Source organism: Kineosporia rhizophila (assembly GCF_021277265.1).
Taxonomy (GTDB): Bacteria; Actinomycetota; Actinomycetes; order Actinomycetales; family Kineosporiaceae; genus Kineosporia; species Kineosporia rhizophila.
Window position 1 is genome coordinate 188,466 of record NZ_JAJSOH010000007.1, and the last position, 22,559, is coordinate 211,024.

The following is a 22,559-nucleotide window of genomic DNA, read 5'->3' on the forward strand; positions in this document are numbered from 1 at the left end:
CGTTCTCGCGTGCGGGCCACTGAAAAAGCCCGCCGCGAGCGGTGGGATCGAACCATGACGATCCCGATCACCAGCCCGGTGAACCAGCCGGCTCCGTTTCCCCCGGTCGCCGTCACCCTCGACGGCATCTCCCGCACCTACCGGTCCCGGGCCGGACAAGTAGACGCCCTGCGCGGGGTGACCCACACGTTCCTGCGCGGCACCTTCACCGCGGTGATGGGGCCCTCCGGCTCCGGCAAGTCCACCCTGCTGCAGATCGCGGCCGGGCTGGACCGGCCCACCCAGGGCGAGGTCAGGATCGGCGAGGTGCCGATCGGCCGGCTCAGCCAGACCCAGCTGACCAAGCTGCGGCGTACCTCGATGGCCTTCGTCTTCCAGGCCTACAACCTGCTCGACGCGCTCACCGCGACCGAGAACGTCGCCCTGCCGGCCCGGCTGGCCGGGCGCCGGGTGGACAAGGGCGCCGTGCTGGAGGCCCTGCGCGAGGTCGGGCTGGAGGAGAAGGCCCGGCACCGGCCGCCGGAGCTGTCCGGTGGCCAGCAGCAGCGGGTGGCCATCGCCCGGGCCCTGCATCTGCGGCCCGACGTGCTTTTCGCCGACGAGCCGACCGGCGCGCTCGACCGGGCCTCGGGCCGGCGGGTGCTGGAGCTGCTCCGCGAGGCGTCGGACACCCGGGGCCAGACCGTGGTGATGGTGACCCACGATCCGCTCGCGGCCTCCTACGCCCATTCCACGCTGTTCCTCGGGGACGGCCGGGTGGTCGGCCGTCTCGACCGCGCGGACGCCACCCAGATCGCCGCCACGATGAGCGAGCTGGAGCGATGATGACCATGCTGACGCTCAGCCGGCAGACGGTTCGCCGGTCCTGGCCCCCGTACGTCGGAGCGCTGGTGGCACTCACCTTCGGTGTGGCCCTGCTGGTCGTCGCGGTGACCGTCGGATCCGCGGTGGAGGGAACGGCGCAGCTCGCGGAGTTGAGAGCGGACGAACGGGAGCAGATCTCGGGTCTCTCCACGCTGTTCGGGATCATGGCCGCGGTGGCGCTCTTCATGGCCGTGTTCGTGGTGGGCAGCACCTTCGGCTTCGTGGTGGCCACCCGTCAGCGCCAGCTCGGACTGCTGCGCCTGGTGGGGGCCACTCCCCGGCAGGTCCGGCTGATGGTGCTGGGGGAGTCGACGGTGGTGGCCCTGCTCGCAGCGGTTCTCGGTGGTCTGCTCGGATCGATCGCCACCCCGGCCTTCCTGGCCCTGCTGAAGTGGCGCGGTGTACTGACCGTCGATCTGGTGATGCCCGCTCTCTGGCAGCCCTGGGCGATCGCCGTGCCGTGTGCGATGACGGTTGCTCTCCTGGGAGCCTGGCGTTCCTCCCGCCGAGCCGCAAAGGTTTCGCCGGTGGCGGTTTTTCAGGAGGCCGGGGTCGAGCGGCGCCGTCCCACCGTATGGCAGTTGCTGATCGGCACGGCCTGCCTGGGCGGCTCGGCCGCCGCCCTGCTGGCCGCCCACCAACTGAACCCGATCTTCGCGCTGGTGGCGGGCGTCCTCTTGCCCGAAATCATCGTACTGGGGCTGTACTGCTTCGGCGGGTGGGTGTTTCCGGCTCTGAGTGGTCTGCTGGGCCGCCCATTCGCCGAACGCGACGTCTCGGCCCGGCTGGCCCGCGACCACGTCCGCACCGCCGTGCGCACGCCCGTCGCGATCGCCGCCCCGATCCTGGCCATCTCCGCCGTCGCAGGTTCGCTGATCGTCACCCTCAGCTTCACCGCCGACTGGACGACGGCGCTGGACGGCGAGCAGCTCAACACCCCGTACGTTGTGGAAAATGCTGCTGGAGAGGATATCTCCGCCCGGTTGGACGGTCTGCCCCTGGTCGATCCCCGGGTCACGGTCGTTCTGCCGGTCGGGCTCGAACGTGAGCCGGAGCCGATCGACGTCATCGACCCGGAAACCACCGCTGCGGCGCGGAGTCTGCCGGTGCTGAAGGGGTCGCTGAAGAGGGTGGACAAGGCGGTGGTGGTCACCGACGGCTGGTCGGCCGACGCCGGGATCGGCCTGGGAGACCGGCTGCTCGGCGGCCGGGTGGTCGCGGTGGTGCAGGAGGCTCCCGGCCTCTACAGCGACGTGATGATCGGCAAGGACCTGGTCCCGCCGCGCCAGCGCGACGTGGAGCCCACAGTGTGGTTCGTCGACCCGGGCGATCACGACCTGTCCGCAGAGCTGTCCGGCACCGGTGCCCGGGTGCTCACCTCCGACGCCTACCTGGCCGAACTCGACGCCGAGGTCCGGGCCAACAACAACCTGGCGTTGTGGGTGCTGCTCGGCCCGGCCGGGCTGTACGCCGCGATCGCCATCGTGAACTCGGTGCTGATGGGCGCCTCCCAGCGTCGCGCGCAGACCCGCCTGGCCGGGCTGCTCGGGGCCACCCGGGCGCAGCTGCGCCGGATGGTGATCTGGGAGGCGGGGCTGATCGGGTCGGCGGCGCTGCTGGCCGGCGCCACCATCACCGTGGTGGTGGGCTGGACCATCCGCAGTGCCACTGCGGCCGACGTGGCCCAGCAGCCGTTCACCGTCCCGTGGGTGGCGCTTTCGGCCGTGCTGGCCACCTGCGCGGGGCTGACCCTGGTGGCTGCCCTGGCCGGTACCCGCCGGCTGGAGAAGTGAGAACCCGTCGATCCGGGCAAGTGGCTCAAGGGGCGGGCGATGATCGCCGATCTTGTGGCAGGAGTCGGCCGGCCTGAGGGGGCGCGGGTGAGCGCAGGGGCACGTGGGCGCAGCACACGGGGGCGGCGTGCGATTTCGGCCGCCCTCGTTCTGTGCCTGTTGCTGAGCGTGGCCCTCCTGGCGGCTGACGTCTGGGTCTCCGGGCGCCTGGACGTGTGGGTGACCTGCGGGTACTGGGTGACCTCGGGGATCGTGGCGGTGGCGGGCGCCGCGCTGGCGTGCACGGCCGCCACCAGTCCCTCCGATCGTGAGGGCTGGCGACTGCTGCTGGCCGGGGCCGTGCTCTGGCTGGCGGCGGTGACGATCTACTCCGAGGACGCGCTGGCCGGCGCGTACCCGCCCTCGCCGAGCGTCTCGGACATCAGCTGGCTGAGCGCCGGGGTCGTCTCCGCGGTGGGCATCACCCGTCTGGGGCATGGCCGGACCCGGCGGCGTGATCTCTCCTGGCTCGAGCTGGCACCGCTGTGGACCGCGATCGCCGTGCTCCTGCCGGTGCTGTTCTGGCGCGACATCGAGGCCTCGACCTCCGCCCCTCCGGCCGTCGCGGCGGCCCTGGCGTATCCCATCATCTACGTCGCCACCGCGGCGGTGATGCTGCAGGCGGTTGTTTCTGGTTCGCTGCGGCTGCGCCACAACTGGGGCCTGGGGGCGCTCATGCTCGGGCTGATGGTGGAGGCCGCCGCCTTCATCGCCTGGGCCCCGCCGTTGCTGGACAACACCTATGTCGCGGGCGAGAGCGTTCTCGACGCGTTCTGGGCCGTGGGCATGCTGATGATCGGGGTCGGCAGCTGGGCGGTCCGTCCCGTACAGGCCCGGGCCGACCTGGGCGGGGTGCGTAACCGGGGCGTCGTGCTGCCCACCGCCTCGCTGCTGATGCTGGCCGTGGTGCTGTTCATCGGCACCAGCGGCGACCTGCGCCTGGCCATGCTCAGCGGTGGTGTCGCGATCGTGGGTGGGTTGCTGGGCATCCGGGAAGCGGTGCTGCGCCGGGCCAACAGCGAGCTGCGGCACGACTCGCGCACCGACCCCCTGATGGGCATCGCGAACCGGCTGCAGATGGAGGACGACCTGCGCGAGGCCTTCGAACGGTCCGAGGCGGGGGAGGAGACGTACGCGGTGGCGCTGTTCGACCTGGACCGGTTCAAGGTCTACAACGACCGCCTCGGGCACCAGGCCGGTGACCTGGCCCTGAAGTCGCTGGCGCTGCTGCTGGACGGCAACAGCCGGGGGCAGGACCGGATCTACCGTTACGGCGGCGAAGAGCTGCTGCTGTTGTTGCGCGGGGTGGACGTGACTCAGGCGCACGCCGTGGTGGACCGGCTGCGTCAGGTGCTGGAACAGGAGCGGCTGGCCCACCCCGGCAACGACCCCTACGACGTGATGACGATCAGCGCGGGAGTGGCCTGCGCCGAGGCTGGTGAGAGACCTGCGGCCGTGGTCCAGCGGGCGGACGAGGCGCTCTACCGGGCGAAGGCCGACGGTCGTAATCGGGTGGTCGCGGACGGCCGGGGTGAGCTTCCGGCGGTGGCCCGCATCCCGTGGCCCCGGCGCAGCGAAGAGACTTCCCAGGTGGCCGATTCCGGGGCCGAGGAGAGTTCGACTTTCACCTAGGATGACCGCTCGTGAACCTGGAGCAGCAGTTCGCCCACATGGCCACCGGCGCCGTCTACGACGACCTCACCCCCGAGCTGATCCAGGCCCGGATCGAGGCGGTGAGGGCGACCAGTGCCTACAACGATTCTTATGGACGTTTGCCCGCCGAGCGCGAGGAACTGTTGCGTTCGGTGGTGGGCTCGGTCGGTGAGGGAGCGAACTTCGAGCCGGTGTTCCGCTGCGAGTTCGGCCGGAACATCCACCTCGGGCAGAACTTCTTCGCCAACTTCGACTGCGTGATGCTCGACGGCGCCCCGATCCGGATCGGCGACCACGTCCTGCTCGGCCCCAAGGTCGGTCTCTACACCTCCAACCATGCCCTCGACCCGGCCGAGCGGCGGGCGGGCGCGTGCACAGCGCGGCCGATCACGATCGGGAACGAGGTCTGGATCGGCGGCGGCGCAACGATTCTGCCCGGAGTCACCGTCGGGGACGGGGCCGTGGTGGCCGCCGCCGCGGTGGTGACCAAGGACGTCCCCTCCCGGACGATCGTGGCCGGCAACCCGGCCCGGGTGTTACGGCCGGTGACCGACGCCGACCGCACCGGTTTCACCCCCATGCACTGATCCCGCACGATCCCGCACGATCCGGCCACGGGCTGCCCGTCTTGCCGAAAGACGGGCCGCCCGTGACGATGGTCGGACGTCAGCCTTCTACGTTGGGTGCCCCGATGCGCATGCTTCTGATCCTGATCGTCGTGGTCGTCGTAGGGCTGCTCCTGTATCGCCGTTTCGTGCGGTAGCGCTCAGGCGCCGGTGTCGCGGGGATTGAGGTTGCCCGGGTCCCCGTCGGGATCGCCCTCGTAGGCCTCCTCGTCCCGGGTGTCGCGCGGGTTGAGGTTGCCCGGGTCGCTGTCCGGGTCGATCACCTGCCCGTCAGCGTCGGTGGGGTCGATGGGGTCGGTGCTGTCCGTGGAATCCGTTGGCTTGACCATGACCGACACCCTGGTGCCGCCGGCTCTGCTGCGCGAACCGATCATGCGGCCCGTGCTGTGGCGTACGGGCCCAGGTCAGGGGCCAGGTCAGAGCGTGGCCCTGAGTTCCTCCTGATGGGCCAGCAGCCAGTCCTCCAGCGACTGCAGCCGGGGGTTGAGCGTGCGCAGGTGCTCCAGGTCGCGGTGCGCGACGAACGACTCGGAGGCCTCGGCGTAGAACTGGAACATGTTGCCCAGTTCCTCCGCGGCGGGAAAACCGGCTGCGCGCAACTGGTCGAAGGTCAGCGGCCGGTAGTCCACCGGTTCACCGATCACCTTGGCCAGCAGCCCGGCGATCTCGGCACCGGTGGCGTGGGTGCCGGCCAGGCCGACCGTCCGGCCGACGTAGCGCTGGCCGGCGGCGAAGATGCCGTACGCGGTGCGGCCGATGTCCTCGGCGGCCACTGCGGACAGCGCGGCCTCGTCCATGGCCAACGCAAGCACCAGCCGGCCGTCCGGCCCGCGCTGCGGCCCCTGCCCACTCGTGAAGGCCTCGTAGAAGAAGGTGGTCTCCAGGAACGTGGTGGGCACGCCCTGTTCGTTGAAGTACGCGTTCGCCTCGGCCTTGGCGTCGAAGTGAGGCACCGTGTAACCGTCTTCCAGCACCGGCACGTCGGTCCCCAGGTGCCGGAAATAGGGACGGGTGTCCTCGAGGGTCGACCAGACCACGTGCTTCAGCCCCGCCTCGCGGGCGGCCCGGGCCGCGTTCGCGGCCTGCGTCAGTTCGAGCTTGGAGCGGGACTGGCCGGGAGCGACGTCCGGATCCCAGTAGTTGGTCACGACGAACGCACCGTAGGCCCCCTCGAAGGCCGCCCGCAGGCTCGCCTCGTCACCGAGGTCGGCCGCGACCACCTCGGCCCCCGCGTCGGCCAGAGCCCGGGCCTTGGCCGAGGAGGGGTTGCGGGTGATTGCCCGAAGGACGAACGGCCCGTCCGGTGCCTCCAGGACGGCCCGCGCCAGGCCCCCACCCTGCGCCCCGGTCGCCCCCACCACGGCAATGATCTTCTTGTCGGTCACTTCGATCAGCTCTTCTCTGGTCTCGTCGGCGCCGGGCCGTGCGGCGCCGTGCTGTGCTGGCCCTGCTGGTGCGGTGACGAGCCTGCGCCTTCGACCAGGGACGGCACCTCACCAGCCGGTGGGTACCAACAGCAGGGGATGGCTGAGGATGGCTGGGGCCCGCGGGGCGGCCGATACTGGTCGGGTGGCGGAACTCAGGAACGACCTCGGCGACTTTCTGCGTACCCGGCGGGCATCCCTGAGCCCGGAAGAGACGGGTGTGCCCACCTACGGCACGCCTCGGCGGGTGCCGGGGCTGCGCCGCGAGGAAGTGGCCATGCTCGCCGGGGTGAGCGTGAACTACTACACGCGGCTGGAACAGGGCGAGAGCCACCAGATGTCCGACTCCGTCCTGGACGCCCTGGCCCGGGCCCTGCGCCTGGCCGAGGGGGAGCGCCGGCACCTGGAGCGGCTGGCCTGGCCCTCCCAGTTCACCCGCCGCGACCCGGATTCCGAGACCGGCCCCGAGACGGTGCGCGACTCGTTGCGGGCGATGGTCGAGGCCAACACCGAGCAGGCGGTCGGCATCATCGGCCGCCACCTCGACAATCTGGGCGGCAACCGGCTCTGGAACGCCCTTTTCGGCCTCCGCCCGGACCGGCGCACCAACGGCGTGCTGCGGATGTTCCTCGACCCGGCGATGCGCGACCTGCACGTGGACTGGGAGCGCGCGGCCACCGAGCTGGCCTCCTACCTGCGCACGGCCACCGGCGAGCACCCGGACGACCCGGCCCTGGCGGCGATCATCGGCGAACTCAGCATCAAGAGCCCGGACTTCGTCCGGATCTGGGCCCGGCACCCGGTGGCCGAGTGCGCCGCCGGCGTCCACGTGCTCGACCACCCGGTGGTAGGCCGGCTTACCCTGAACGACGAGAGCCTGCGGGTGCCCGACGGCGCCGGGCAGCGAGTCAACTTCATCTCCCCGGCCGACGACGTGTCCGCCGAGCGGCTGCGGCTGCTCAGCCTGAGCTGACCGCCGAGCGGTTGTCCCCGACAGCCGACAGCCGACCAATGACCGATGACTGCCGGCCGCCGAGACTGCCGGCCACGGAGACGCCGAGACTGCCTGCCACCGAGACGGCCGGCCACCGAGACGGCCGAGACTGCCGACGGCCGAGACTGCCGACGGCCGAGACTGCCGACGGCCGAGACTGCCGACGGCCGAGACTGCCGACGGCCGAGACTGCCGACGGCCGAGACTGCCGACGGCCGAGACTGCCGACGGCCGAGACCGCCGACGGCCGAGACCGCCGACGGCCGAGACCGCCGAGACTGTCGAACAGCGGCGGCTGTTCATCCTGAACCGGCCGCCCGTGAGCCGGCGGGTTCCCGGCGGGACGCGGCATCGCGGTACTGCTTGGGTGAGGAGCCGACCACCCGCCGGAAAGCCGTACTGAAGGCGCTCTCGGACTCGTAGCCGGTGGCGACGGCGAGTTCGGAGATGGAGTGGGTGTTGCGGCGTAGGGCGTCGCGGGCCAGGTTCATGCGCCACTGGATCAGGTACTCCAAAGGCGTTGTGCCGAGCTGCTTCCTGAAAGCAGACGCGAACGTGGAGCGGGACATCCCGGCAACGGCGGCCAGCTCCTGAAGGGACCAGCGGTGCGACACGTCACCGTGCAGGGCGCGCAGGGCCGCACCGACGCCGTCGTCGCAGAGCGCTCCGAGCCAGCCGAGGGGATGTTCGGTCTGGCCGACGTGGGCGCGCAGCATGTGCACGAAGAGGACCTGCACCAAGTGATCCAGCAGGAAAGGGCTACCGACGCTGCAGTTCTTCACTTCGGTGCTGAACAGCTCGGCCACTTGGGCGAGTTGCTCATTGCGCCCGTCGTCGGCCCGGACGTGTACCAGTCGGGGCAGCACGTTGGTCAGCACTGCGGCATTGGCCTCGTCGAACCGGATCTGCCCACCGAACAGGCCGAAATCCACATCCGCCTCGGACCCGATACACACCTGGCCGTTCGCTGCGCTCTCCCACACAGCCTGCGTCGGCAGTGATTCCACGGTCAGAGAACTGGACAGCCGATACGCCGGAGGGTTGACCAGCAGGAAGACATCGCCCTCGTTCAGGAGCGCGATCCCGTGGTCGTCCTCGAACTCCAGCCAGCACTCGCCCCGCTCCACGGCCCAGATCTGCACGTGATCGAACGCCTCGAAGCGCAGTGCCCAGGACCCGGCCGCCCGGAACCCCGGATAGACCTCCGATCGGGGCCGGAGCAAGCTCATCGTGCCGGTCACGGGATCACAAGGGCCAAGCATTGGCGCTGGGCTGGACGATCCATAAAACATCCCCCACTGCACATTACGGATCGTACCGTCCTCGCAAATCCTTCCCGTTGTCTTGGCTGCGATCACCCAGGATTACCCCCGTTGCAGAACGTAATGGCAGCGTGGGGGTCGCGACTGCTTCGACGTCGGCGGTTTGTCGGCTGGTAGCTCGTGGCTGGTGCTGGTGCTGGTGCTGGTGCTGGTGCTGGTGCTGGTGCCGGTAACTGGTGCTGGTAACTGGTGGCTGGTGCTGGTAACTGGTGCTGGTGGCTGGGTGCTCGTCGCTGGGGCTCGTTGCTGGTGGCTGGGTGCTCGTCGCTGGGGCTCGTGGCTGGTGGCTGGTGCTCGTCGCTGATGGCTGGTGGCTGGTGGCTGGTGCGAGCGTGCTACTGGGCTATTGCGTTGGGGTAGGCGGCGGCCTGGGTGAGGTTGGACTGGTCGGTCAGCCACTGGCCGAAGGCCTCTGGTGGGAGGGGGCGGCTGTGGAGGTAGCCCTGGCTGATGTCGCAGCCCAGTTCCCGGACCCGGCGCAGTGCGGCCTCGTCCTCCGTACCCTCGGCCACCAGCCGCATGCCCAGGCGGTGGGCCAGTTCGGCGGTGCCGGCGACGATTGCCGCTGTGCGCTCGTCCTCGACCACCCTGCGGGTGAAGGAGCGGTCGATCTTGAGTTCGGTGGCGGGCAGGATGTTCATGTAGCTCAGTGAGGAGTAGCCGGTGCCGTAGTCGTCGATGCTCAGGCCCACCCCGCGGGCGCTGATCGCCTGCAGGGCGGCCAGGGCGTCCTCGCGGTTGGTCATCAGCGAGGTCTCCGTGACCTCGATCAGCAGGTCCTGGGGGCGGACGTGACCGGCCAGGAGGATCTCGTCGACGGTGGGCAGCAGGGCCGGCTCGGTCAGGCAGCTGGCCGAGAGGTTGACCGAGATCCGTAGCTGGCGGCCGTCCTGCTGCCAGTGACGGCCGTGCTCGACCGCCATCCGCATCACCCGGCCGGTCAGGGCGGGCATGAGGTCGTTGTTCTCGACGATGTCCAGGAACCGGTCCGGTGACAGCAGGCCGAGCCGGGGGTGCTGCCAGCGCACCAGGGCCTCGACCCCGACGACCGCTCCCGTCCAGACGTCCATCTGGGGCTGGAAGTGCAGCACGATCTGCCCGTTGTCGGCGGGGCCGCGCAGGGCCACGCCCAGGTCTTCCAGGAGTTCGCGGCGCTCGCGGGCGGCGGCGTCGAGCCCGCGGTCGTAGGCGCGCACGCCCAGGCCCGAGACCTTGGCCTGGTACATCGCCACGTCGGCCCGCCGCAGCAGTTCTCCGCCGCTCATCAGGCCCGGCTCCAGGCGGGCCACCCCGATGCTGGCGCCCACCTCCAGCAGTCGCCCGTCGTCCTGCAGCGGGGTCAGCGCGGCGAGCAGCTGCTCGGCCACCTCGACGGCCGGGGTCAGGTGGGTGTCGGGTACGAGCACCGCGAACTCGTCGCCTCCGAGTCGGGCCAGTAGCGCCTCCGGCGGCAGGCGGCGTTCGAAGGTCTGGGTGGCGTGCCGCAGGACCTGGTCGCCGGTGGCGTGCCCGTAGCGGTCGTTCACCTCCTTGAACCGGTCCAGGTCGATGATCATCAGCGCCACCGCGCCGCCCTGCTCGACCGCCTCGTCCACCGCGGCCAGCAGCGAACGCCGGTTGGCGATGCCGGTGAGCTCGTCGGTCAGGGCCTGGTGGCGGGATCGGGTGAGGTCGGTCAGTTCGCCGACCATCGCGACCATGCGCTGCCCGGCCAGCAGGGTGCCACCGACCACGAGGACGATCACGGCCACTCCGGCGTCGCCGCCCACCACGATCTGCGCGGCCAGGGTGAGGGTTCCGGCGAAGAGCACGATCAGCGAGCCGAAGATCGAGGAGCGGGTCAGCGGTACGGCCGGCTCGGCCGAGCAGGCGGGGGCCTTCATCCGGGCGGCGATCAGGAGCAGGGCCGCGGCCAGCAGCCAGGCCGGCGCGGCCCGCACCGGATCGAAGCCGGGCGAGAGCAGATTGACGGTGCTCACGGTGCTGAGGAAGGTCAGGGTCCAGACCGTGAGCCGCATCCGCCGCTCGCGGCCCAGACGGGCCAGCACGGCGATCCACAGAGCGGTGCCCAGGGCGGTCACGGCCGTTCCGCCGGCGAACATGTCGGCCTGCAACTGCCAGAACGCCAGCGACGAGGGCCCCGCGGGGTGGTCGTGGACAAGGTTGCCGATCGCCATCAGCACCAGCAGGGCGCCGGCCGTGTTGGCGTTCTCGGTGCTGGCCCGCATCCCGGTGCGGGCCAGCAGCCAGGAGATCATCGCCTGGTACAGCAGTCCGCAGGCCAGCCCGGTGCCCACCGAGAGCACCAGCGCGGCCCGGCGGGAGTCCACCAGGCCGGTGAGGACACAGGCGAGCAGGACCGAGACGACGATCGTGGCGGCGCCGGCCGTGAGCCAGCGCTGGAAGTCCTCCCGCCGCGCCCGACTGCTGCGCACGGGAGCCGTGCACAACAACAGCGCGGTGGCCAGAAGCCCCCATCCGACAACCATCAGTCAACCGTCTCTCGAGCCGCACCGGCACAACGTGGGCGGCTTCTGCACCCCGTCTGCTGTCGGCCGGAGCCGGGACCAGGCGAGACCTTGCGGCCGCAGTCACCCGGAAGAGGGAGAAAGGCGGGTGCGCACGGCCAGCGCCGCACAGCCCACCACGGCCAGGCCGCCGGCCAGGGTCGGAGCGGTCAGGGTCTCGCCCAGCAGCAGGGCCGCCCAGGCCAGGGTGAGCACCGGTTGCGCCAGCTGCACCTGACTCACCTGCGCCATGGGCCCGATCGCGAGCCCCCGGTACCAGGCGAAGAAGCCCAGGAACATGCTGACCACGCTGAGGTAGCCAAAGGCCGCCCACTGCCCGGCCGTGGCCTGCGTGATCTGCTGGGCCTGCGGGTCCTGCTGGGCGATCGACAGACCGGTCAGGGCGAGCATCACCGGCGCCGCCACCACCAGGGCCCACGAGATGGTCTGCCACGAGCCGAGCCGGCGCGAGAGCAGCCCGCCCTCGGCGTAACCGACTGCTCCGGCCACCACCGCCCCGAACAGCAGCAGGTCGGCCCCGTGCAGCTCGCCCAGCCCGCCGGAACCCAGCGCGGCGAATCCGATCGCCGCGACCGCCCCGACCAGGGCGAAGACCCAGAACGAGCGGGCCGGCCGCTCACCCGTCCGCACCACCACGGCCACGGCGGTGGCGGCCGGCAGGATCGCGATCACCACCGCTCCGTGCCCGGCCGGGACCTCGCTGAGCGCGTACGAGGTGAGTACCGGGAAGCCCAGGACCACCCCGGCGGCGACCACCGCCAGCTGCGCCCACTGCCGACCACGTGGCCGGGAACGAGACTGGGAACGGGGCTGGTAACGCGTAGCGATGGACAGGACCAGGGCGGCCAGGACGGCGGCGACCACGGCCCGGCCCGCCCCGATGAACAGCGGCGGCAGCCCGCGCACGGCTATCCGGGTGAAGATCACCGTGAAGGAGAACGCGACCACCCCGGCGAACCCCCACCGCAGGCCGCTCACCGGCAATAGCACCGGGGCCGGGGAAGCGATAACGCTACTGTCTGCTGACATGAGTCAGGATAGCAGCGAGCGCATCGTCGCCGACCTGCGCGCATGGATCGCCACCGTGCCCCCGGGGACCCGGGTGCCCTCCAGCCGGGCCCTGTGTGCCCAGCATGCGGCCAGCCCCCTGACGGTGCAGAAGGCCATGCGCGCGCTGACCTCGGCCGGGCTGATCGAGAGCCGCCCGGGGGTAGGCACGTTCGTGAGGATGGCACGCGAACACCCACCCGCCGACTACAGCTGGCAAACGTCCACTCTTGGTGCTCTGCAACGCCGTCTGCCGCTGACGTCGTCGACGCAGCGGGCGGCAGCCCCGGACGCGATCATCCTGCATTCCGGCTACCCCGACCGTGAACTGCTCCCCGAACGGCAGGTGCGCGCGGCGATCACCCGTGCTGCCCGGTCGGAGGCTGCGGTCACCCGTTCGCACGCGCACGGAGAACCCGCCCTTCAGGCCTGGTTCGCGGGAGAGGTGGCCCAGCACACCCCGCCCGGGGTACAGCCGCCCCGCGCGCGTGACGTCCTGATCCTGCCCGGCAGTCAGAGCGGCCTGAGCTCCATCTTCCGGGCGGTGGTGGGGACGGGGGAGCCGATGCTGATCGAGTCCCCGACCTACTGGGGGGCAATCGTCGCTGCCGCCCAGACCGGCGTGCAGTTGGTACCGGTTGCCGTCGGTCCCCACGGTCCGGACCCGGCGGAGATCGAGGAGGCGCTACAACGCACGGGTGCCAAGGCTTTCTATGCACAGCCCACGTTCGCCAATCCCACCGGCGGGCAGTGGTCCGGCGAACTGCGCCGCACGGTGCTGGAGCTGATGCATACCTACAACGCCTTCCTGATCGAGGACGACTGGGCCCATGACCTGGCCATCGACGCCGACCCCAGCCCGTTGGCCGCCCAGGACGACGCGGGACACGTCATCTACCTGCGCTCGCTGACCAAAAGCGTCTCCCCGGCGTTACGGGTGGCCGCGCTCATAGCCCGGGGTCCTGCCTACGGTCGGATCACGGCCGACCGGGGAACCGAAACCATGTACGTCAGTGGGCTTCTGCAGAACGCGGCCCTGGACGTGGTGACTCAGCCTTCCTGGCGTACTCATTTACGGCAGATGCGCCAACAACTGCGGCACCGGCGTGACCAGCTGGCCGCGGTCGTCCATAAACACATTCCGGACGCCCACCTCGAGCAGGTGCCGCTGGGCGGACTGTCCCTGTGGCTGCGTCTGCCCGACGGGACTGATCCGAACGAGCTGGTGCGGGCGTGCGAGGTGCGGGGAGTGGTCATCGCTTCGGGGGACGAGTGGTTTCCCGCCGAGCCGTCCGGCGCCTACGTACGACTCAACTACTGCGGTCCCGATCCGGAGCGCTTCCCCGAGGCGGCGCAGATCATCGCGCAGGCTCTTGCGGGGATCAGGACGTAGGTACCTGGTAGACCGACGGCACATTACGGACGTCGGTGGGCACCGACGGGGGAGCGCTCACCGGGTCTTCGTGGAAGACCAGGGCGGCCGCGCCGACCGCGGCCGCATCGGCCACGTGCGCGGCCAGGGTGACGTTCACCCGGTCGCGCCCGGGCTGCAGCCGTTGCTCGAGCACCGCCACGTAGAGAGCACCGGCCGTGCTGAACGACGGCCCGGCCAGTGCCAGGGAGTCGATGTCGAGCAGGTCGGCCACCGTGACCACGGCATCGGCGAGGTAGTGCGCCGACTCCTCGACCAGTTCCAGCGCCAGGGGGTCGTCGTGCACGGCGGCCGAGGCGATCGTCCCGAAGTCCCGGAAGGGATCCTCGTCCTCGGTCAGCGCGATGGCCGACACCCGTCCGTCATCCAGGGCCCGCCGGGCCCGCCGGGCCACCGCATGCGGTGCGGCCAGGTCTTCCAGGGCCGGACCGGGCTCCCTTCCGGTGCGGTGCAGGTGCAGTCGCCCCAGCGGGCCGGGATTGCCACCGGCGCCGCGGTGCACCACCCCGGCCAGGACGAACCCGGCCCCGATGCCGGCCCCCATGTAGAGGGTGCAGTGCGCGTCGGCCCCGGCCAGGCGCCCGCTCCAGTACTCGCCCACGGCGGCCGCAGTGGCGTCGGTGTCCATCACCACCGGCACACCCAACGCCTCGGACAACGCCGTGCGCACCGGAAAACCGCTCCAGCGGGGCAGGGACGGCGACACCCGGATCGTCCCCAGTTCCGGATCTATCGTTCCCGGCACCGCCAGGCCGGCCCCGATCAGCTGGTCGGGGCCGATCGCGGTGGCCCGCAGCAGGGTGCCGACGTGCACGGCGACCACCCCGATCACCTCGGCCGGCTCGTCCTGCCGGGCGCCGCGCACCCGGATCCGCCCGATCACCGCTCCGCGGGCGTCGGTGAGGACCACCACGATCCAGTCGGCGCCCAGCTGGACCCCCACCGTGCACCGGGCCCGGGCCGAGATGGTCAGCATCACCCGGGGTTTGCCGCCGGTCTGCTCGCGCAGGCCGCTCTCCTGCACCAGCCCCTCGTCGAGCAGCGAACGCACCGCGTGGGTGATCGAGGCCGGAGTGAGACCGGTGATCTCGGCGAGCTGGACCCGGCTGATCGGGGCCCGGGTCCGGATCAGGTCGAGCACCAGCCGCCGGGTCGGCGTGCGCAGGGCCCGGCGCGCTCGTTTCTGCGTCTCAGGTCCCGCATCCGCTCCGTGCACGCAGGCAAGCATGGCACGCGGCCGGTCCACCGACGCACCGGTTTCCGGCGCGTGCCATATTGGCGGGATGCCGGACGGTATGACTGCAGCGGTGGCGCCCCGCGGAGGCCCACGGGTCGGGATGGCTCTCCTGTCGATGGACGACGGTGGTGGCCTGGAGCCCTTCTACGCCAGTCTGCTGGCCGGGCTGGAGGAGGAGCTGGACCGCTTCGGCGGCACCGTGTTCCTGCAGATCGTGCCCGACCTGGAGGCCGAGATCCTGGCCTACCGGCGCTGGGTGGCCGAGGGCCTGGTCGACGTGGTGGTGGTCTCCGACCTGGTGGAGGGCGACCCGCGGCCGGCGGTGTGCGCCGAGCTCGGGCTGCCCGCCGTGCACATCGGCGGTGAGGCCGGCTCGGGGGCGTGGGTGGTCGACTACGACAACGCCGCAGCGATGCGCTCGGCCGTGGAATACCTCACCCGGCTGGGCCATCAGCACATCGGCTGGGTCTCCGGGCCCGACCGTTACCGCCACACCCAGGCCCGGGCCGGCGCGTTCACCGAAACCGTCACCGCAGCCGGGGGAGAGGGGGTGCGGCGCGAGGGCGACTACGGCGCGGCCTCCGGCAGCGGCCTGACCGTCGAGCTGCTCGCCCTCGACCCCCGGCCCACCGCCCTGGTGTACGACAACGACCTGATGGCGGTGGCCGGCCTGGCCGCCGCCCAGGAGCAGGGTCTGGCTGTGCCACAAGACCTTTCGATCCTGGCCTGGGACGACTCGGCGAACAGCCGGATCTGCCACCCGCCCCTGTCAGTGGTCAGCCGGGACGTGCACGAGCTGGGCGTGATCACCGCCGGGGTGCTGCTGCGGGCCGTGCGGGGGGAAGAGCCGGTGGTGCAGACCTCGCCCGGCGCCCAGGTCGTCGCCCGCGCCTCCACCGGCCCCCCGCTCACCTCGGTGCGCTGAGTTCGCCCAGTTCACCCACCAGTTAGACCGCGGTGGCGTGCAGCACCAGCGCCTGCTGCGGCCAGAGCGCGGGCAGCTGCAGCCCGACCGTCTCGAGAACCTTTCCGGGCAGCACAACTTCGCCCTTGGAGAGCCAGCCCGGCGTGATCCAGCCCCAGCGAGCCTGCCCCACCTCCTCGCGCACCCGCACCCGGTAACGGCGCTCGGGAGCCAGACCCTGCAGGCGGACCGGTTCGGGCCGTGCGTCTTCCAGCGAGGCCACCGTGGCCACCGTCCACACCCCGGCGCTCAGATCGTTCGCCACCACGCCCCGCACCCGCAACGCCGGATCACGCACGTCGCCGTGCACCACCGTGCCGGAATGCAGCAGGCCCCGCAGTTCCCGGTAGAGCTCGCCGAACCGGCGCAACTGCTCGGTCTCCTGATCGTCGCACTGCAGGATGTCCCACTCGAATCCGGACGACCCGGTCAGGCTCGTGGCTAGACGGTAGGACAGGTCCAGGGTGCGCCCCGAGCTGTGCGCGGTCGGCGGGCCCACGTGGGCGCCGATCAGCTCGGGCGGCAGCAGCAGTTCGGTCCAGCGCTGGATGTCCTGCCGTTCCAGGGCGTCGTTGGAGTCGCTGGCCCAGACCCGGTCGGCCACCTCGAGCACGCCCAGGTCGCTGCGGGCCCCGCCGGAGGAACAGGACTCGATCTCCAGCCCGGGATGGCGGGCCTTGAGCTCGGCCATCAGCCGCAGGGCGCCCAGGGTCTGGGCGTGGACCCCCGGCCGGCCCTCGTGCCGGGCGTCGACCAGGTCACGGTTGTGGTCCCACTTGATGAAGGCCAGGCCGAGATCCGCCACGAGGGTGCTCATCTGGTTCAGCACGTGCTCGTACGCCCCGGGACGGGCCAGGTCGAGCACGAACTGGGTGCGCCAGGAGAGGTCGGCCGGAGAGGGCACCTGGGCCGCGTCGTGCAGCAGCCAGTCCGGGTGGGCGCGGGCCAGATCGGAGTCCAGGCTGACCATTTCGGGCTCGAACCACAGGCCGAACTGCATCCCCAGCGCGCGCACCCGCTCGGCCAGCGGCTGCAGGCCCTCCGGCCAGACGCTGCGGTCCACCTCCCAGTCGCCCAGACCCCGGGTGTCGTCCCGCCGGGCCAGGAACCAGCCGTCGTCGAGGACGAACCGCTCCACCCCGATGGCGGCCGCCCGCTCGGCCAGGCGCTCCACCGTGGCCGGGTCGTGGTTGAAGTAGACCGCCTCCCAAGTGTTCAGAACCAGAGGACGAGGGGTGCCGGGATGGTGGGGACGGGAACGTAGGTAGGTGTGGAACTTTGCGCTCACCCCGTCCAGACCGGCCGGGGACCAGGCGAACCAGGCGGTCGGGGAGGAGTAGGACTCGCCCGCCCCTAGCACGATCTCGCCCGGGCGCAGCAGTTCCCCGGTTCCCAGCAGGGTGGGATTGTCCGGCAGGCGGTCGGTGCGGTAGGTGACGTCGGCGCTCCAGGCCAGGTGAACGGCCCAGACCTCGCCCGTGCGGGCCTTCGCGGTGCCCTCGGACAGCGCCAGCAGCCAGGGCTGGTCGTGGCCCGGCCGCCCGCGGCGGGTCTGGCGGGCCAGGGAGCCGCGGCCCAGAGGTGAGGTCTGCGGCGCCTTCTCGCGGGTCCAGCGGCCCGAGAAGGTGGTGACGTCGTCGGCCCGGGTGGGTACCGGGAGAACGGCTTCCAGCCAGTGCACCTCGACCGTTTCGTGCTCGGCCGTGAGCGTGTGCTTCACGCCCAGCAGGCCGCCGGGTTCCAGGTGCAGCCGGGTGGTCAGGACCAGCCCGGCCTCGGCGTCGGCCACTTCCGAGACCATTGCGTGGTCGGTGACGGTGACGTCGACCGCCTGCCAGCGGGGGACCAGGGGCACCCCGGCCCGCACCAGCAGCAGACCGGGGCGGCCCGGCCAGCCGTCCGGTTCGGTCGGCAGCACCCCTGGACGCCAGGCGGCGTCCAGGGTGCCCGGCCGGGTCTGGCGCTCGTCGGCATCGGTCAGGGCAAGCAGGTCGTCGGGGTCGAGCGGACCTAGGTCGGCGCCCCAGTGCTGCACGATCGGCGGTGCGTCGGCGGGGTGCCGCACCACGACGGCGACTCCGTCGCGCCGGATCACGGACGCCGGGGCGAACTCGGTCTCGACGGCGGGCCGGGTGGGTGAGAGAGCCACGGTGCTCCTTGACGGGATGTCGGGTGCGGCCGGCTCGGTGGGCCGGCGCGCAGCGGGGGTTCAGCTAGCGGTGCCGCGGGTTCGGCCAGCGACGCCGCGGGTTTAGTTGGCGGTGCCGCGGGTTGGGCTCGCGGTGCTTCGGGATTGGTTGGTGGTGCTGCGGGTTCGGCTCGCGGTGCCTCGGGTTTGATTGGCGGTGCTGCGGGTTTGGTTGGCGGTGCCGCGCGGGTTCGCCTGGCGATGCCGCGGTTCGGCTGGTGGTGCGGCAGGGTTCAGGTGGCGGTCAGGGGTGCGACCTTGGTGCCGGCCGCGGTGACCGGTTCCGCATGGGCCAACGGGGAACGCAGCACGACCAGCGCCCCGCCCACGGCTGCGGCGGTACCGGCGTCCGGAGACACCAGGACCCGCACCGGGCGCAGTAATCGGGCCAGGGCCCCGCGCCCGGCGGCCCGGGTGGCGGCTTCGGCGTAGAGCGGCCCGGCGGTCACCATGGCCGGCCCGGACAGCACCACGGTGTCCAGGTCGAACAGGTTCATCAGGGTCACCACCGCGTCGGCCAGACGCTCCGCCGAGCTTACGAGCAGACTTTTCGCCCAGCGGTCGCCCCGGTCGGCCGCCACCGCCAGCCGCTCGAAGTCGTTCAGCGTGTCCTCAGGGCGGCCGGAGAGGCGCAGCCGCCCGCGCTCCAGCGGCTCGGTCATGGCCTGGGCCACCACCGCGCCGGGCCCGGCGGTGACCTCCACGCAGCCCCGATTTCCGCAGGCGCACACGGTCGAGGCGGGGTCGAGGGGCACGTGACCGATCTCCACGGGATTGGCGATCGGCCCGCCGAAGGTCTCCCCGCCGACCACTACGCCGCCGCCGATACCCCCACCCACCCAGACCACGCCGAACGTGTCCACGTCCAGCGCTCCTGTCCACTGCTCACTGACCGCCGCCGCAGTGGCGTCGTTCTCCAGAAGCACGGGCAGGGCCAGCAGTTCGGCCAGGGTGGAGGTGAGGGGGAAACGTTGCCAGGCCGGGGTCGGTTGCGCGGTGAGGATCATTCCGCGTTCCCGGTCCTGAGGCCCGTGACTGACCAGGCCCAGGCCGAGCACCCGCTCGCGGGGCACGGCGGCCGAGGCCAGGAGGTGCTCCACGTGCGCGGCCAGCGTGGTCAGGGTGGCCTGGGGCGTTCCGTCGCCGACCCCGGGCGACTGGGCGCTGACCAGACGGCGGCCGGTGAAGTCGGTGACCACCGTGGTGATGGCGGAACGGGACAGCTGGACGCCCACGGCGTACCAGGCGTCCGGGTCCAGATCCAGCAGCCGACGGGGGGAGCCGACCGCCACCGGCCGGCGCCCGGTCTCCCGTACGAGACCCCCGGCCAGCAGGTCGCGCACGGTGTTGGTGATGGTCGCGGGGGTGAGCCCGGTGTGGGCCGCCAGCTCCACCCGGCTGATCGGGCCGGCGGTCCGGATCAGGTCGAGGACGAGGGCGAGTGTCGGTGTCGCCAAAGCGCTCCCTCGCAGTCAGTGAGTTCAAAGGCGCAGGTCAGGGAGCACGGCCAGGCCTGTGAACAAGCACCGTCGCGATGTCCCAGGACTATATTGACACACTAAATTTAGCAACGTAAGAATTGCGCCACCGCAAAGTTGCGGGAGACGAGCCGCCGGTCAGGCAGGCGGTCAACGGGAAGGACCAAGGATGTTCCTTACGGCGAAAAGGGCTCGCTCTCAGTCGAAGCGGGCCCGGGTGCTGCAGGTGTCGGCCGGAATGGTCGCCCTGGGGATGCTGGTGGCGGGCTGCTCCGGCAGCAGTGGCAGCAGCGAGGGATCGGGCGGCGGGGGAACCACTACCCTGGTCGCCTACACCGGTCAGGCCGGTGACTACCAGATCAACTTCAACCCCTTCTCGCCTTCGCAGATCGGCGGCGGTGGGGCGGTCTACGAACAGCTGTTCTTCATCAACAAGGCCGGTTCCGGTGATCCGGAACCGTTGCTGGGCACCGAGTACGAGTGGAACGACGAGGGCACCGAGCTCACCGTCAAGCTCCGCACCGACGTGAAGTGGACCGACGGCAAGCCGTTCACGGCCAAGGACGTCGCCTTCACCTTCGACCTGCTGAAGAAGACCACCGCGTACAACAACATCGGCTACGACGGTGAGGCCGAGGCGGTCGACGACGGCACCGTGAAGTTCACCTTCGCCGAGCCGGCCTTCACCCTCGGCCCGGACATCCTCGGCAACACCTACATGGTGCCCGAGCACCTGTGGGCCGACGTGGACCCGGAGACCTTCGTCAACGAGAAGCCGGTCGGCACCGGGCCCTACAAGCTCGGTGAGTTCAAGGCCCAGGCGTTCACCTACGTCGCCAACGAGGACTACTGGGGCGAGGTCCCGGCGATCAAGACCGTCCGGTTCCTGTCGCTGTCGGGCAACCAGGCCGGCGCCGACGGCATCTCGGCCGGCACGATCGACTGGCAGACCGGCCCGGTGCCGAACATCCAGAACGTGCCCGAGACCTACCCCGGCTACGACGCGGTCACCGTCAACCAGAGCCAGATGGCGCTGCTCACCTGCTCCAACGAGGAGCTGGGGTGCACCGGGCCGCAGACCGACCCGGCCGTGCGCCGGGCGATCTACCGCGCCCTCGACCGCGAGCAGCTGAACGCGCTGGCGTTCCAGGGCACGGCCAGCGAGATCTCGCCGACCTTCGCCCTGCCCACCAACCAGAAGGAGATGATCTCCTCCTCGGTGTCCGAGCCGGTCACCGCCAACACCCCGGACCTGGCGGCCGCCTCCGCCGAGCTCGAGGGTGCGGGCTGGGCCAAGGGCAGCGACGGCATCTACGCCAAGGGTGGCGACAAGCTCTCGGTCACGGTCGAGGTGGTCACCGGCTGGACCGACTACATCACCGCGGTGCAGACCATGGCCCAGCAGCTCAAGCCGGCCGGGATCGACCTGAAGGTGGCCCAGTCGTCCTGGAACGAGTGGACCGAGAAGAAGGCCCAGGGCAAGTTCCAGCTGGCCATCGACTCGCTCTACCAGGGCTCGGCGCCCGACCCGTACTACGTGTACAACAACTTCTTCGACTCGGCCGGCACGGCCAAGGTCGGGAAGATGGCGGGCAACAACGTCTCCCGGTTCTCGAACCCGGACGTGGACAAGGCGATCAAGGCCCTGCGCGGTCTGGCCCTGGACGACACGGCCGCCCGGCAGCCGCACCTGGACGTGATCCAGAAGGCGATCGTCGAGGACATGCCCTACATCCCGATCCTGACCGGTGGCACCACCAGTGAGTGGAACGTCAAGAAGTTCACCGGCTGGCCCACCCAGGACAACCTGTACGCGGTGCCGGCGGTGTGGTCGCGCAACGACTTCACCATCATCCTGAAGAACCTCAAGCCGGTCTCCTGAGAACGCCTTTCGCGGCCCGGGCCCGGTGCTGACCTGAGCACCGGGCCCGGGCGACCCCCCTCGTCCACCGGAAGGCGGTTCCTCCGAGATGAACTACGTCCTGCGCAAGCTGCTCTTCTACGCGGTGGCAGTCTGGGCCGCGATCACCCTGAACTTCGCGATCCCGCGTCTGCTGCCCGGCAACCCGGTCGACATCCTGCTGAACAAGCTGCAGGCCCGGGGCGGCACCGTCACCCCCGAGTCGCGGGCCGCGTTCGTGGCCCTGCTCGGCGGCGACAACAAGGACCCGCTGCTGGTGCAGTACTGGGACTACCTGGTCAACCTGGTGCACGGTGACCTGGGGGCGTCGGTGACCTACTTCCCGGCGCCGGTCACCGAGGTCATCTCCACCTCGATGCCGTGGACCATCGCCCTGGTCGGCATCGCCACCGTGATCGCGGCCGTGCTCGGCGTGGGGCTGGGCGCGATCGTCGGCTGGAAGCCCGGGACCTGGCTGGACTCGGCCGTTCCGGCCACCACCATCCTGGCCGCGGTGCCGTACTTCTGGCTGGCCCTGGTGCTGGTCTACTTCCTGGCCCGGGTGCTGGGCTGGTTCCCCTCCCAGGGCGGCTACGACGTGGTGCTCAACCCCGGCTTCAACGCCCCGTTCATCGAGTCGGCGATCCGCTACGGCTTCGTTCCGGCGCTGACCATCGTGCTGGCCTCGGTCGGCGGCTGGCTGCTGGGGATGCGCAACATGATGGTCTCCACGCTGTCCGAGGACTACGTGCTGACCGCCCGGGCCAAGGGCCTGCCGGAGCGCACGATCCTGCGCAACTACGCCGCCCGCAACGCGGTCCTGCCCTCGATCGCCGGTTTCGCCATCTCGCTGGGCTTCGTGGTCTCCGGCTCGGTGGTCACCGAGCAGGTGTTCTCCTACCCGGGCATCGGCTCGAAACTGCTCTCGGCGGTGCAGAACAACGACTACGCCCTGATGCAGGGCATCTTCCTGTACATCACCCTGGCCGTGCTCGGCGCCAACCTGGTCGTCGACCTGCTCTACGGCCTGATCGATCCGCGCACCCGCGCGAACGCCTGAGAGGAGTACC

The 22,559-nt window shown here is 70.9% G+C and carries 18 protein-coding genes; 10 read left to right on the forward strand and 8 right to left on the reverse strand.

Translation table 11 applies throughout. From position 1 onward, the window contains the following. Positions 1-54 precede the first annotated feature (54 nt). The 4 genes from LWF15_RS13250 to LWF15_RS36320 all read left to right on the forward strand — a co-directional run bounded on the left by LWF15_RS13250 (position 55) and on the right by LWF15_RS36320 (position 4,936). Positions 55-825 (forward strand): ABC transporter ATP-binding protein, encoded by a 771-nt coding sequence (locus LWF15_RS13250; RefSeq protein WP_232810906.1) that lies wholly within the window; start codon positions 55-57, stop codon positions 823-825. Then, positions 825-2,657, forward strand: coding sequence for an FtsX-like permease family protein (locus LWF15_RS13255; RefSeq protein WP_232810908.1), 1,833 nt, complete (start codon positions 825-827; stop codon positions 2,655-2,657). Before LWF15_RS13250 ends, LWF15_RS13255 begins: the two co-directional genes overlap by 1 nt. A gap of 87 nt (positions 2,658-2,744) precedes the next feature. Beyond that, a complete protein-coding gene (locus tag LWF15_RS37485; RefSeq protein WP_232810909.1) occupies positions 2,745-4,328 on the forward strand; it encodes a GGDEF domain-containing protein in 1,584 nt (527 codons plus the stop codon). Positions 4,329-4,339: 11 nt separating this feature from the next. Then, a complete protein-coding gene (locus tag LWF15_RS36320) occupies positions 4,340-4,936 on the forward strand; it encodes a sugar O-acetyltransferase (protein WP_285618838.1) in 597 nt (198 codons plus the stop codon). A gap of 179 nt (positions 4,937-5,115) precedes the next feature. Here the strand turns inward: LWF15_RS36320 and LWF15_RS13275 are convergent, their stop codons facing one another. Both LWF15_RS13275 and LWF15_RS13280 read right to left on the reverse strand, forming a co-directional pair. Continuing rightward, positions 5,116-5,304: a hypothetical protein gene (locus tag LWF15_RS13275; RefSeq protein WP_232810911.1), complete on the reverse strand. Its 189-nt coding sequence runs from the start codon at positions 5,302-5,304 to the stop codon at positions 5,116-5,118. 87 nt (positions 5,305-5,391) lie between these two features. Next, positions 5,392-6,360 (reverse strand): NmrA/HSCARG family protein, encoded by a 969-nt coding sequence (locus tag LWF15_RS13280; protein WP_232810913.1) that lies wholly within the window; start codon positions 6,358-6,360, stop codon positions 5,392-5,394. 184 nt (positions 6,361-6,544) lie between these two features. Between LWF15_RS13280 and LWF15_RS13285 the strand changes: the two genes are divergently transcribed. Next, complete coding sequence (locus LWF15_RS13285; RefSeq protein WP_232810915.1) at positions 6,545-7,372, forward strand: helix-turn-helix domain-containing protein; 828 nt, start codon at positions 6,545-6,547, stop codon at positions 7,370-7,372. Positions 7,373-7,692: 320 nt separating this feature from the next. On the opposite strand, the gene LWF15_RS13290 is transcribed toward LWF15_RS13285, so the two are convergent. Next, positions 7,693-8,685, reverse strand: a complete 993-nt coding sequence (locus LWF15_RS13290; protein WP_332879899.1) for an AraC family transcriptional regulator — start codon at positions 8,683-8,685, stop codon at positions 7,693-7,695. 133 nt (positions 8,686-8,818) lie between these two features. Between LWF15_RS13290 and LWF15_RS13295 the strand changes: the two genes are divergently transcribed. Continuing rightward, positions 8,819-9,019, forward strand: a complete 201-nt coding sequence (locus LWF15_RS13295; RefSeq protein ID WP_232810917.1) for a hypothetical protein — start codon at positions 8,819-8,821, stop codon at positions 9,017-9,019. A 31-nt stretch (positions 9,020-9,050) separates the two neighbouring features. Here LWF15_RS13295 and LWF15_RS13300 read toward each other — a convergent pair whose 3' ends face one another. Both LWF15_RS13300 and LWF15_RS13305 read right to left on the reverse strand, forming a co-directional pair. Beyond that, positions 9,051-11,204: a putative bifunctional diguanylate cyclase/phosphodiesterase gene (locus LWF15_RS13300; RefSeq protein WP_232810918.1), complete on the reverse strand. Its 2,154-nt coding sequence runs from the start codon at positions 11,202-11,204 to the stop codon at positions 9,051-9,053. Positions 11,205-11,306: 102 nt separating this feature from the next. Further along, positions 11,307-12,272 (reverse strand): DMT family transporter, encoded by a 966-nt coding sequence (locus LWF15_RS13305; protein WP_352396517.1) that lies wholly within the window; start codon positions 12,270-12,272, stop codon positions 11,307-11,309. Between LWF15_RS13305 and LWF15_RS13310 the strand changes: the two genes are divergently transcribed. After that, on the forward strand, positions 12,271-13,683 hold the full coding sequence (locus LWF15_RS13310) for an aminotransferase-like domain-containing protein (RefSeq protein ID WP_232810922.1): 1,413 nt from the start codon (positions 12,271-12,273) through the stop codon (positions 13,681-13,683). The two genes, LWF15_RS13305 and LWF15_RS13310, sit on opposite strands and share 2 nt — an antisense overlap. On the opposite strand, the gene LWF15_RS13315 is transcribed toward LWF15_RS13310, so the two are convergent. After that, complete coding sequence (locus LWF15_RS13315; RefSeq protein ID WP_232810924.1) at positions 13,673-14,938, reverse strand: ROK family transcriptional regulator; 1,266 nt, start codon at positions 14,936-14,938, stop codon at positions 13,673-13,675. The two genes, LWF15_RS13310 and LWF15_RS13315, sit on opposite strands and share 11 nt — an antisense overlap. A 67-nt stretch (positions 14,939-15,005) precedes the next feature. Between LWF15_RS13315 and LWF15_RS13320 the strand changes: the two genes are divergently transcribed. Then, entirely contained in the window at positions 15,006-15,884 is an 879-nt protein-coding gene (locus LWF15_RS13320; protein ID WP_232810926.1) for a LacI family DNA-binding transcriptional regulator, read from the forward strand. 22 nt (positions 15,885-15,906) lie between these two features. Here LWF15_RS13320 and LWF15_RS13325 read toward each other — a convergent pair whose 3' ends face one another. Next, entirely contained in the window at positions 15,907-18,072 is a 2,166-nt protein-coding gene (locus LWF15_RS13325) for an alpha-galactosidase (RefSeq protein ID WP_232810927.1), read from the reverse strand. A gap of 272 nt (positions 18,073-18,344) precedes the next feature. Next, entirely contained in the window at positions 18,345-19,568 is a 1,224-nt protein-coding gene (locus tag LWF15_RS13330) for an ROK family transcriptional regulator (protein WP_232810929.1), read from the reverse strand. 190 nt (positions 19,569-19,758) lie between these two features. On the opposite strand from LWF15_RS13330, the gene LWF15_RS13335 reads away from it, so the two are divergent. Both LWF15_RS13335 and LWF15_RS13340 read left to right on the forward strand, forming a co-directional pair. Beyond that, positions 19,759-21,471 carry an ABC transporter substrate-binding protein gene (locus LWF15_RS13335; RefSeq protein WP_232810932.1) on the forward strand — a complete coding sequence of 571 codons (1,713 nt, stop codon included), beginning with the start codon at positions 19,759-19,761 and terminating at the stop codon, positions 21,469-21,471. 88 nt (positions 21,472-21,559) lie between these two features. Next, positions 21,560-22,549, forward strand: a complete 990-nt coding sequence (locus LWF15_RS13340; protein WP_232810934.1) for an ABC transporter permease — start codon at positions 21,560-21,562, stop codon at positions 22,547-22,549. Positions 22,550-22,559 lie beyond the last annotated feature (10 nt).